We start from the raw sequence: 11,981 nt of genomic DNA on the forward strand, positions 1-11,981 counted from the left end.
TTCAAAATCTGCAAATTTTATTCATGCATTTTTTGTACTGAATTGATGTATTAAAAATGCGTATAAAACAAATGATTATATCGGTGTAAAAATAGCCATTTTGTGCAAGTAAAAAAGTAGCTTGTTGGCGTTATCCAACAAACGTTATTACTCTTCATCAGTTTAGTTGACGCCCGTTATGTGACGACTTCGCGGCAGTTGCCGCCCCCCCCCAAAAAAAAATGGAGATGCAGCGATGTCGCAATCACCGAACAAGCTTCGCCTGAGCGCATTGATCGCGTTGGTGGTGGGTCTGTGAAGCTGTTGCTGGCGTACCAGCCACCCTATGACTGGCCGGCGCTGCTCGGGTTTTTGTCAGCGCGGGCGATTGTCGGGTTGGAAACGGTGGTCGACGGTGTGTATTCGCGCAGCATCGGTTTGAACGGTGCTTGCGGTATGTTCTCGATCCAGCCTGGCACCTCGGATGCCCTTGAGTTGACCCTGGATTTTCCTGATCCGGGCGCTGTCCCTGCGATCGTCGCAAGCGTGCGGCGGATGTTTGATCTGGACGCCGACCTGTCCACGATTCACCGGCACCTGGCAGTTGATCCGCTGCTGGCGCGGCTGATTGCCGAGCGCCCCGGGTTGCGTGTGCCGGGGGCATGGGATGGCCTGGAGTTGGCGATCCGCGCGGTGCTGGGGCAGCAGATTACAGTGGCGGCGGCGATCAAACTTGCGGGCAAACTGGTAGCGCAGTACGGCACGCCATTGCATTCACGGTTGCCGGGGTTGACCCATGTGTTCCCCGAGGTCAGCGTTTTGGCTGGCGCAGATCTGGCTGCGTTGGGCATGCCGAAAAGCCGAGGCCGGACACTGTCGGGGGTGGCCCAGGCATTACTCGATGATCCGCTGTTGTTCGAGCCCGGTCGGGAGGGAGGCGTAGCGCAGTTATTGGCTTTGCACGGGATTGGTGACTGGACGGCGCAATACATTGCGTTGCGACAGTTGCGGGAGATGGATGGGTTTCCCAATGGCGACGTGGGGTTGATCAATGCATTGGCGGCGCTGGAGGGTGGGCCGGTGACGGCGCGGCAGCTGTTGTTGCGGGCTGAGGGGTGGCGACCCTATCGAGGGTATGCGGCGCAGGTTCTGTGGACTTCTTTGAGCCGGGCGGACTGAGCTTGATCCGGATTCTGTACTGAATGGTCTGGCGCCTTCGCTGGCAAGCCAGCTCCTACAGGTATTCGCGGTGCATGGACGAATACGATCCACTGTAGGAGCTGGCTTGTCAGCGAAGGCTATCTTACCGTCACCACCACTGCGCGCGATGGGAACCCAATTCAGTAGCAGGCAAGGTCCATTGCAGAGGCGTTCCCGTGATCTTCAGCGGCGCGTGCAACCGATGCGCCGGCCCCCAGGGCGTTTGCTCAACCTGTATCCCCTGATCGTGTGGATCTTCGGCGCGCAACGGCTCATCCGGGCCGGCTCCTTGCTCGAACAACAACTTCGCCGTACGCGCCAACGACAACCGGGCCGATCCCCCCATCCCGCTGCTCAAATGTCCTGCCAACAACCTGATCGCACTGGCCGCCATCAAGTACCCGGTGGCGTGATCGAGGGCCTGCACCGGCAACGGTGTCGGCTTGTCCGCCTGTTTCCAGCGCATGCCCGCTTCGGCAATGCCACTGCTCATCTGCACCAGGCTGTCGAAGCCCCGGCAGTTTTGCCAGGGGCCGCTCCAGCCATAGGCGTTGAGGCAAACATCGATCAGGCCTGGGTTCAGTTGCCGGCGCTCATTCATGCCGAAGCCAAGTCGTTCCAGTGCATCGGCACGATAGCCGTGGAGCAGAATGTCGGCGTCCTTGAGCAGGCATTCGAATACGCCGCGGTCGGAGCTGTCATTCAGGTCAAGGCGCGCGCAACGTTTTCCCAACGTGACTTCCGGCACCACCCCCGGCTCGTTCCAGGTCGGCGGATCGATGCGCAAGACATCGGCGCCGAGGCCGGCCAGAAAGCGGCTGGCGATGGGGCCTGCCAGCACCCGGGTTAAATCCAGCACCTTGATGCCCGACAGTGGCCGGGTCACTGAGCCCGCCCACGGTTTGTCGCTCTGGCCAGGGTGGTTGGTGAAATGAATCAAGGGTTCGACATTTACCGCCTGGCCTTGAGGATGGGTCTGCCATTGTTCCCAGGTACGCATTTCGGCGGCACAACCACCGGCATCGACCACCGCCTGCTCCAGCTCGCTTTTCGCCCATTGCGCCACTTGGCAAGCCATCGCTGCACGGTCGGTACAGGCACCGAGCACGCTTTCGGCGGCGGCGCGGTGGTGGGGCGCGTTGGTGTGCAGGCGAATCCAGCCATCGCGGGTGGCGTAGTCACCGGCCACCGCATCCCACAGTGGCGGAACGCTCCAGCCGATCGGGCGAATCGAGGTCGCGAACCAGAAGGATGCCAGGCGTCGATCAACTTCAAGATCGGGTAGGCGTCCGGTTTGTTGGTGCAGCAGTTCGCTGACGGCCTGGCCGGCGGCGGCCATGCTGGCGCAGGCCAGATCAGTGACGGCGAACGCTGAGGGCAGGGCGCCGCTGGACGTGAATGGAATCGGGGTGTGAGGCAAACCGAGTGCGGCTTGAATGGACGTGAGCAGGTCAGTCATCGAAGGGCCCTCCGGAGCGAGAGCCCGATCTTAGTCCAAAAACTCGAGTCCCGATGACATCCCATTGTGGGAGCGGGCTTGCTCGCGAAGAGGCCGGCAATCACCGCCACTGACATCGGCGTGGCGCTGAGGTTGCATCAGGGTTAAGTCGACGAACGGTAGTGGTTGAACGTTTGCGCAGAAAAAAAGTGCCGAAAATGCGGTTAAAACGAGGGAAAATCACGGATGGGCGGTGATCAATCTGGCATCGACGTCCAGGGTGCTTTTTGCGTTTTAAATGAAATTCACGAAATACATATGTACCGCTTCTCATTAAGGGCAGGCCGATTAAATGCAGATGCCACCTCGGTGGAACGCTTCCGGAGGTTTTGGCTTCTGGCATCTGACAATAAATAATGAGAAGACCCTATGTGGATTACTTGCTTTAGAGGGACCGGGTGGCGCTCGGTGTTGTTGTTTTGGGGGATGTTATTGGCGGCAGGTGCGGCGCCTGCCATGTCTTTTCTGAACTCGGCAGCTATTTCGGGTATCGCCTCTCAAATACCCGCGGCGGCCACGGTACTGCCGGACAAGCTGAACACCCTTAAGGAAAGTCTGGCTGACGAAACGGATGTGAAGCAGTACAGCTTCATGGCGGTACGGGGGGCAGGATGTGTGGATCCATGCGAATGAGACGAAAGGCGGGCCATTGACGCTGGAATACAATCGAAATGGCACATGGGCTGTAATCCCTTGGGGGGTACCCTTTACGGTGTCTGGCTTACAGCCGAATGAGGAAGTTCAGGTTCGTATCTCGAAGAAGCTGTCTGCCCCGTTCGTGGCGGGTGATATCTACAAGCTCGAGTTTGGCTCAGCACCTTACTACGCCGACAGTCGCGTCCAGGGCGATACCGGTGATCTGCGGCACTACTGGGCGACTACGCAGGCCTACAGAGTCTTGAACTGGTCGGTGCGGTTGAGGGATTCGACAGGGCAGCCGCTCGAAGGCGCTACCGCTACTTTGATATTGAACAAAGGGGCGGATGACGAGAAGTTTGCCCTTATAACGGATAGCACTGGCAGCGCTGCGCAAGCCCTTGAGCTAGGCAGGTGTTACGGCCAGTTGAAGTCTGATCCTTTCTGGACCAGCAGTGGCAAGTATCGCTATCAGTGGGAGGTTGAATACAATCTGGGGCATTGGTCGATTCAGGTTCAAGACAAAGAGGATTCGGGGGTGGGAGGTTACAACGTGCCGAACGTTTCATTCGCTCAGATCTGCTATCAACAGATGTTGCATAACTAGGTCTGCCACGCACCCGGCAAAGCAGTTATGCACGCTCGCGTTGCCGGGCTTTTTCAAACGATCAGGCTTCGATGTGCAGCCCCTGCCTTTTTTCAAACGGATACTTTTCGGCGTTTTTATGCAATTGATCCAGCCAGGAGTCTGTACTTCTCAGGTCCAGCGCACCTTTGTTCAGCAATAATCCATAGTCAATCATCTTGTGGAAGTTGCTCAGGTCCAGTTTCACCTTGCCCTTGAACTGTGGTTTATCCCGCTTGACCAGTTCGATCACGGTCTTGGCGTGCTTGAGGGTCAGGGATTGCAAGCCTTTTGCCTCGTTCAACAAGGCATTTAATATTTCCTCATCCCTGGCAGTCAGGGTGTTGGGCGGTGAAGTGACTTTCAGTTGACCGTCTTCGGTCACGGTGAAGCCCATTGGCTTATTGGCCAGGCCAGACCATTTGCTCTGCAGATCTTTTTTAAAATCGGAGTAAATCCCTTCCATTTCACGGAGCATATCTCCTGCGCGGAGTTCGTTACCCCAAAGGATTACAGCTCTAAAGCCCTTTACCTCCGTTCGCAGGCCCATGTAATTGCCATTTGGAGAAATGACGTCCAAAAATTTTTCCACCTCATCCAGGTCATCGTTGGTCATGTTTTTCTGTAAAGGTGTCAGGAGTTTGTCGATGGTCGACTTCACCCTGTTTTCATCAATGACCAGCCCTTCTGGTTTATCGAGTTTGTCTACTTCCGCTTTCGCCACCGCCGCGTTGGGATACGGAATTTGATACCACTCTGCACCTATATTCATTTCAGTTCCTCGTTGTGGGGGTTTCAAAATGCTTAGCGGCCAGTTCCTAAAATGGATGACCTGATAAACACGTAGGAGAAATCCGAACAGGAAGTAGGTACTTTCAAATGTGCCGTTGTCGGCTGTTACAGGGCGGCTTGAAGATACTTCAGGTGACTTGCGGCAGTGATTCCGGTCGTGACCAGATCCACAGATTGCCCAGCCAGGCACTCAGGCGCGACGAACTGCGCGCCGCAGCACATTTACGCGCGACCCTGCAAATAGGTCGCGTAATCGGGAATCCGATGGGTATGCGCCTGATCCATCAACGGGCTGCTGAGCAGGTAGTCGGCGCTGCATTCGTTGCACGCCACCGGGATGTTCCACACTGCTGCGACGCGCAGCAATGCCTTGATATCCGGGTCGTGGGGCTGGGGTTCGAACGGGTCCCAGAAAAATACCAGCATGTCCACCCGCTGCTCGGCGATTTGCGCACCGAGTTGTTGGTCACCACCCAGTGGCCCGCTGATCATGCTTTGCACCGGCAGGTCGAGGCGTTGTTGCAACAACAAACCCGTGGTGCCAGTGGCGACCAGATCATGTTGGGCCAGTCTGTCTTTTTGCCGTTCGGCCCAGTCCAGCAAGAACACCTTGCAGTGGTCATGGGCAACCAGGGCGATACGCTTGCGCGCCGCCAGGGTTTTTTGTGTAAAGCTGATGCCGATCATGGGGGGCTCCAGGGCATGAACACGATGCTGCGCATTGCACGTATCTGTAGGAGCTGCCGAAGGCTGCGATCTTTTGATCTTGTTCTTAAAAAGCAAAATCAAAAGATCGCAGCCTTCGGCAGCTCCTACAGTCGTAAGCTTTGCTTACTCGGCGTTGCACAGCGCCAGGCAGTTATCGAGCATGCGGTTGGAGAAGCCCCACTCGTTGTCATACCACGCCAATACCTTGAGCAGCTTGCCGCTGGCCTTGGTGTGGTTGGCGTCGAAGATCGACGACAGCGGGTTGTGGTTGAAGTCGCTGGAGACCAGCGGCAGGGTGTTGTAGCCAAGGATCTTCGAGTGCTGGCTGGCTTCTTTGAGCAGCGCATTGACCTCATCGGCCGACGCTTCGCGCTTGAGCTGCACGGTCAGGTCCACCAGCGACACATTGATCACCGGTACGCGCACTGACATGCCGGTCAATTTGCCCGCCAACTCCGGCAGCACCAGGCCCACCGCTTCGGCAGCACCGGTCTTGCTCGGGATCATGTTCTGGGTGGCCGAACGGGCGCGGTACGGGTCGACATGATAGACGTCGGTCAAGTGCTGGTCGTTGGTATAGGCATGAATGGTGGTCATCAGACCGCTTTCGATGCCCAGTTCGCGGTGCAGCACCTGGGCCACCGGGGCCAGGCAGTTGGTGGTGCACGACGCGTTGGAAATAATCTGGTGCGATTGGCGCAGAATGTCGTGGTTCACCCCGTAAACCACGGTAGCGTCGGCGCCTTTGGCCGGGGCCGAGATGATCACTTTGCGCGCGCCGGCCGTAATATGCGCGGCGGCTTTGGCCCGGTCGGTGAACAGGCCGGTGCATTCGAACACGACATCAATTTTTTCCGCGGCCCAAGGCAGCTCGGCCGGGTTGCGGATGGCGCTGACCGAAATGCGGTCGCCGTTGACCGTCAGGCTCTCCTGATCGTGCTGGACATCGGCATCGAATGTGCCGTGAACGGTGTCGTACTTGAGCAGATGAGCGTTGATCGCGCTGTCGCCCAGGTCGTTGATGGCGACGATCTGCAGATCCTGACGGTAGCCTTGGGTATAGAGTGCGCGAAGGACATTACGGCCGATGCGGCCAAAACCATTGATTGCGATTCGAAGAGTCATATTGCGGCGCTACCGTCGTTTTGTTGTTGGAATTACAAGATTATTCGTAAAAAAATAGAAAACAAGCCTTTTTGATGGCAATATTTTGTTCGATCTACAACGAGTGACCTGAATCAACTGGTCCGAATGGTCAAACAAACCGTTTGTCATCCCATCGACACCGGCCTTTGATCAGCATAGACAATCAGGTCGCCACATCCGTTAGCCTGGAGTTCTACACATGCATCCCCGCGTCCTTGAGGTCACTGAACGGCTTATCGCCCGCAGCCGCGCCACGCGTGAGGCCTACCTTGCATTGATCCGCGGTGCGGCCAGCGACGGTCCGATGCGCGGCAAGCTGCAATGCGCCAACTTCGCCCACGGCGTGGCCGGTTGCGGCAGCGACGACAAGCACAGCCTGCGGATGATGAACTCCGCCAACATCGCGATAGTTTCGTCATATAACGACATGCTCTCGGCGCACCAGCCGTACGAAGTCTTTCCCGAGTTGATCAAAAAGGCCCTGCGCGAGATCGGCTCCGTCGGCCAGTTCGCCGGTGGCACCCCGGCGATGTGCGATGGCGTGACCCAGGGCGAGCCGGGCATGGAACTGAGCCTGCCGAGCCGCGAAGTGATCGCGTTGTCCACGGCCGTGGCGCTGTCCCACAACATGTTCGATGGCGCACTGCTGCTCGGCATCTGCGACAAGATCGTGCCGGGCCTGATGATGGGCGCGCTGCGCTTCGGCCATCTGCCGATGATCTTCGTGCCGGGTGGGCCGATGGTCTCGGGCATTTCCAACAAGCAGAAAGCCGACGTGCGCCAGAAGTACGCCGAAGGCAAGGCGACCCGCGAAGAGCTGCTGGAATCGGAAATGAAGTCCTACCACAGCCCTGGCACCTGCACCTTCTACGGCACCGCCAACACCAACCAGTTGCTGATGGAAGTCATGGGTCTGCACCTGCCGGGCGCGTCCTTCGTCAACCCGAACACACCGTTGCGCGATGCCTTGACCCGCGAAGCCGCGCACCAGGTCACGCGCCTGACCAAGCAGAACGGCGATTTCATGCCGATCGGCGAAATCGTCGACGAGCGTTCGCTGGTCAACTCGATTGTCGCGCTGCACGCCACCGGTGGCTCGACCAACCACACCTTGCACATGCCGGCCATCGCCATGGCGGCGGGCATTCAATTGACCTGGCAGGACATGGCCGACCTCTCCGAAGTCGTGCCGACCCTGAGCCACGTCTACCCGAACGGCAAAGCCGACATCAACCACTTCCAGGCGGCGGGCGGCATGTCGTTCCTGATCCGCGAACTGCTGGAAGCCGGGTTGCTCCACGAAAACGTCAACACCGTGATGGGCCACGGCCTGAGCCGCTACACCCAGGAGCCGTTCCTCGACAATGGCCAGCTGGTGTGGCGTGAAGGCGTGACCGACAGCCTCGATGAAAGCATCCTGCGTCCGGTCGCCCGTGCGTTCTCGGCAGAGGGTGGCCTGCGGGTGATGGAAGGCAACCTCGGTCGCGGTGTAATGAAAGTCTCCGCCGTGGCCGTGGAAAACCAGATCGTCGAAGCGCCAGCCATGGTGTTCCAGGATCAGCAGGACCTGGCCGATGCCTTCAAGGCCGGTTTGCTGGAGAAGGATTTTGTCGCGGTGATGCGCTTCCAGGGCCCGCGCTCCAACGGCATGCCGGAACTGCACAAGATGACGCCGTACCTCGGTGTGTTGCAGGACCGTGGCTTCAAGGTGGCGCTGGTAACGGATGGGCGCATGTCCGGCGCGTCGGGGAAAATTCCGGCGGCCATTCACGTCAGCCCCGAAGCCTATGTCGGCGGCGCTTTGGCGCGGGTGCAAGAGGGCGATATCATCCGCGTCGATGGCGTCAAAGGCACCCTGGAGCTTAAGGTGGACGCCGAAGAATTCGCAGCGCGCACGCCGGCCAAAGGCCTGTTGGGCAACAACATCGGCACCGGTCGCGAGCTGTTTGGTTTCATGCGCATGGCCTTCAGCTCGGCGGAGCAGGGCGCCAGCGCCTTCACTTCTGCCCTGGAGACGCTTAATTGAAACTGGCTTTGGTCGGTGACATCGGTGGGACCAACGCACGTTTCGCGTTGTGGAAAAACCAGCAACTGGAATCGGTCCAGGTGCTGGCGACAGCAGATTTCCCCAGCCCCGAAGAGGCCATCAGCCTCTACCTGAGTGGCCTGGGGCTGGCGCCGGGGGCGATCGGCTCGGTGTGCCTGTCGGTGGCCGGTCCCGTCAGCGGCGATGAATTCAAGTTCACCAACAATCACTGGCGCCTGAGTCGCAAGGGTTTCTGCCAGACCTTGCAGGTCGAGCAGCTGTTGCTGGTCAACGACTTCTCGGCCATGGCCCTGGGCATGACCCGTTTGCAGCCCGGCGAATTCCGCGTGGTCTGCGAAGGCACGCCGGAGCCGTTGCGCCCGGCGGTGGTGATTGGTCCGGGCACCGGCCTGGGTGTCGGCACCTTGCTCGATCTTGGCGAAGGGCGTTTTGCCGCGTTGCCCGGCGAAGGCGGTCACGTCGATTTGCCGCTGAGCAGTCCACGGGAAACCCAACTCTGGCAGCACATCTTCAACGAAATCGGCCATGTCAGCGCCGAAACAGCCTTGAGTGGCGGTGGCTTGCCCCGTGTCTACCGGGCGATCTGCGCGGTGGACGGGCATACGCCGGTGCTCGACACGCCGGAAGCCATCACCGCTGCCGGGCTGGCGGGCGACCCGATTGCAGTGGAAGTGCTCGAGCAGTTCTGCTGCTGGCTCGGGCGCGTGGCCGGCAACAACGTGCTGACCACCGGCGGGCGTGGTGGCGTGTACATCGTGGGTGGGGTGATTCCGCGGTTTGCCGACTTCTTCCTTGAAAGCGGTTTCGCCCGGTGCTTCGCCGACAAGGGTTGCATGAGCAATTACTTCAAGGGGATTCCGGTGTGGCTGGTGACGGCGCCGTATTCGGGCCTTGTCGGTGCCGGTGTAGCGCTCGAACAATCCACCCCGACTTGAAACCCGATCACCTGTAGGAGCGAGCTTGCTCGCGATGGACGTCAACGATAACGCGTGCTTTCTGAATGCACGCGGCGCCTTCACGTCCATCGCGAGCAGGCTCGCTCCTACAGTTGTTTTGCAGTGTTTGTAAAATCGGTGCTTAAGGCATAATCCGCCCAATTCAAACAACAAGGACGCCGCCCGTGAGCTCAGTCAACAAGTCGATTTTGTTGGTCGATGACGATCAAGAGATACGCGAGTTGCTGGACACCTACCTGACCCGCGCCGGTTTCCAGGTGCGGGCCACCGCCGATGGCGCCGGTTTTCGCCAGGCGCTGAACGACGCGCCGGCCGATCTGGTGATCCTTGATGTGATGCTGCCCGACGAAGACGGCTTCAGCCTGTGTCGCTGGGTTCGCCAGCATCCACGCCAGGCACAGGTGCCGATCATCATGCTCACCGCCAGTTCCGACGAAGCCGACCGCGTCATCGGCCTGGAACTGGGCGCTGACGATTACCTCGGCAAGCCGTTCAGCCCACGGGAGTTGCAGGCGCGGATCAAGGCATTGCTGCGCCGCGCGCAGTTCGGTCAGGAGCGTAGTGGCGGTGAGGTGCTGGCCTTCGATGACTGGCGGCTGGACATGGTCAGCCATCGACTGTTTCACATCGATGGCGAAGAGGTGATTCTCTCGGGCGCCGACTTCGCGCTGCTGAAGCTGTTCCTCGATCACCCGCAGGAAATCCTCGACCGCGATACCATCGGCAACGCCACCCGTGGCCGCGATTTGATGCCCCTCGATCGCATCGTCGACATGGCAGTCAGCCGGTTGCGCCAGCGCCTGCGCGACACCGAAAAACCGCCACGGCTGATTCGCACCGTGCGCGGCAGTGGCTACCAATTGGCAGCCAATGTGGTTGCCAGCAATGGCCACTAAGCTATTGCGCAAGCTCGCCGCCAAGGTGCCGATGCCGCGTTCGCTGCTCGGGCGGATGTTGCTGTTGACCCTGCTGGCGGTGTTGTTCGCCCAAGCGTTGTCGAGCGTGATCTGGGTATCGCAACTGCGTGCCACGCAGCTCGAGGGCCTGGTCACCAGCGCCCGCAGCCTGGCCCATTCGATGACGGCCAGTGTCAGTTATTTCCGTTCGTTGCCAGTGGCGTACCGGCCGCTGGTGCTCGACCAGTTGCGCAGCATGGGTGGCACCCGGTTCGTGGTGACGCTCAACGACAAACCTCTGGGCATGGAAGTGCTGCCCATCACCCCGCGCAAAGAGGCGGTGCTCAAAGCGGTGGATGAAGTACTGCGCCAGTCTCTCGGCCAGGACACGGTCATCTCGGTGACCTTCGTCAGTCCGCAAGACCTGCGCATCTTCAATGGCGGCCTGAAGCTCGATGAGTTGCCACGCTCCTGGGCGCACTACGCGTTGACTCTGGAGCCGGTGAACCCGCCGGTGCTGGTCACGCAGATCCAGATGGCGCCGGGCGAATGGCTGTACATCGCCTCGCTGTTGCCCGAGCCCTACACCAGTCTTGAAGAACAGGGCCTGCCGGCGCAGCAGGTGTGGTTCATCGTCCTGACCAGCAGCTTTTTGCTGTTGTTCATCGGCCTGCTGGTGCACTGGCAGAGTCGTCCGCTCAAGCGCCTGGCGCGGGCGGCGCGGGACCTGTCGTTGGGGGCCGACGTGGAACCGGTGGCCGAAGGCGGGGGCAGCGAAGTGGTCGAGGTCGGGCGCGCCTTCAACACCATGCGCGAGCGCATCAGTCGTTACCTGACCGAGCGTAGCCAGTTGTTCAGCGCCATTTCCCACGACTTGCGCACGCCGATCACCCGTTTGCGCCTGAGGGTCGAATTGCTCGAAGACGAAACGCTGCAAGCCAAGTTCGGGCGCGACCTGGACGAGCTCGAATTGTTGGTCAAGGGCGCGCTGCAATGCGTGAAAGACACCGATATCCACGAGAACATCGAGCCGGTGGACCTCAATCATGTGCTCGACTGCCTGGTGGAGCCCTATCTCGCGCCGAACGGTAACGGCCGCGTGACCCAGCAGGGGCGGGCGCTGGCGGCCTATCCGGGGAAACCGCTGGCGCTCAAGCGCTGCATCGGCAACCTGATCGACAATGCGTTGAAGTACGGGCAGAACGCGCACCTGTACATCGATGACGACGAAAGCGCGTTCGTCCTGCACGTCGATGATGAAGGGCCGGGCGTGCCGGAGCAGCGGCTGGAGCAGGTGTTCGAACCGCACTTTCGCCTGGCCGGGCAGCAACAGGGCTATGGATTAGGGTTGGGGATTGCCCGCAACATTGCCCATAGCCATGGCGGTGAGGTGAGTCTGCAGAATCTGCGTGAGGGCGGGTTGCGGGTGACCCTGCAGTTACCCCGCTCGATGGATTGACACCATCCTGTGGCGAGGGGGCTTGCCCCCGCTGGGGTG

General features: G+C 59.6%; 11 protein-coding genes. 7 read left to right on the forward strand and 4 right to left on the reverse strand.

Annotated features, from left to right (window positions below; all coding sequences use genetic code 11):
- The first annotated feature begins 294 nt into the window (after positions 1 to 294).
- Positions 295 to 1,158 (forward strand): DNA-3-methyladenine glycosylase, encoded by an 864-nt coding sequence (locus KW849_RS01800; protein WP_218427115.1) that lies wholly within the window; start codon positions 295 to 297, stop codon positions 1,156 to 1,158.
- 130 nt (positions 1,159 to 1,288) lie between these two features.
- Here KW849_RS01800 and KW849_RS01805 read toward each other — a convergent pair whose 3' ends face one another.
- Entirely contained in the window at positions 1,289 to 2,638 is a 1,350-nt protein-coding gene (locus KW849_RS01805) for a CoA transferase (protein WP_218427117.1), read from the reverse strand.
- A 495-nt stretch (positions 2,639 to 3,133) separates the two neighbouring features.
- Here KW849_RS01805 and KW849_RS01810 point away from each other — a divergent pair, with 495 nt between their 5' ends.
- Together KW849_RS01810 and KW849_RS01815 are read left to right on the forward strand one after the other, a co-directional pair.
- Entirely contained in the window at positions 3,134 to 3,310 is a 177-nt protein-coding gene (locus KW849_RS01810; protein ID WP_218427119.1) for a hypothetical protein, read from the forward strand.
- A 16-nt stretch (positions 3,311 to 3,326) separates the two neighbouring features.
- Positions 3,327 to 3,920 carry a hypothetical protein gene (locus tag KW849_RS01815; RefSeq protein ID WP_218427121.1) on the forward strand — a complete coding sequence of 198 codons (594 nt, stop codon included), beginning with the start codon at positions 3,327 to 3,329 and terminating at the stop codon, positions 3,918 to 3,920.
- 61 nt (positions 3,921 to 3,981) lie between these two features.
- Here the strand turns inward: KW849_RS01815 and KW849_RS01820 are convergent, their stop codons facing one another.
- The 3 genes from KW849_RS01820 to gap all read right to left on the reverse strand — a co-directional run bounded on the left by KW849_RS01820 (position 3,982) and on the right by gap (position 6,563).
- Positions 3,982 to 4,710 (reverse strand): hypothetical protein, encoded by a 729-nt coding sequence (locus KW849_RS01820; RefSeq protein WP_218427123.1) that lies wholly within the window; start codon positions 4,708 to 4,710, stop codon positions 3,982 to 3,984.
- Between the two features lie 242 nt (positions 4,711 to 4,952).
- A complete protein-coding gene (locus KW849_RS01825) occupies positions 4,953 to 5,417 on the reverse strand; it encodes a methylglyoxal synthase (RefSeq protein WP_218427125.1) in 465 nt (154 codons plus the stop codon).
- 144 nt (positions 5,418 to 5,561) lie between these two features.
- Positions 5,562 to 6,563, reverse strand: a complete 1,002-nt coding sequence (gene gap / locus KW849_RS01830) for a type I glyceraldehyde-3-phosphate dehydrogenase (RefSeq protein WP_108215125.1) — start codon at positions 6,561 to 6,563, stop codon at positions 5,562 to 5,564.
- 220 nt (positions 6,564 to 6,783) lie between these two features.
- On the opposite strand from gap, the gene edd reads away from it, so the two are divergent.
- The 4 genes from edd to KW849_RS01850 all read left to right on the forward strand — a co-directional run bounded on the left by edd (position 6,784) and on the right by KW849_RS01850 (position 11,942).
- A complete protein-coding gene (gene edd / locus KW849_RS01835) occupies positions 6,784 to 8,610 on the forward strand; it encodes a phosphogluconate dehydratase (protein ID WP_218427127.1) in 1,827 nt (608 codons plus the stop codon).
- Positions 8,607 to 9,566 (forward strand): glucokinase, encoded by a 960-nt coding sequence (locus KW849_RS01840; protein ID WP_218427129.1) that lies wholly within the window; start codon positions 8,607 to 8,609, stop codon positions 9,564 to 9,566. Before edd ends, KW849_RS01840 begins: the two co-directional genes overlap by 4 nt.
- A gap of 185 nt (positions 9,567 to 9,751) precedes the next feature.
- Positions 9,752 to 10,483, forward strand: coding sequence for a response regulator (locus KW849_RS01845; RefSeq protein WP_108215128.1), 732 nt, complete (start codon positions 9,752 to 9,754; stop codon positions 10,481 to 10,483).
- 31 nt (positions 10,484 to 10,514) lie between these two features.
- Positions 10,515 to 11,942, forward strand: a complete 1,428-nt coding sequence (locus KW849_RS01850) for an ATP-binding protein (protein WP_218427866.1) — start codon at positions 10,515 to 10,517, stop codon at positions 11,940 to 11,942.
- Positions 11,943 to 11,981 lie beyond the last annotated feature (39 nt).

The sequence above is a fragment of the Pseudomonas sp. PDM26 genome (assembly GCF_019219185.1).
In the GTDB taxonomy this organism is placed as follows: Bacteria; Pseudomonadota; Gammaproteobacteria; order Pseudomonadales; family Pseudomonadaceae; genus Aquipseudomonas.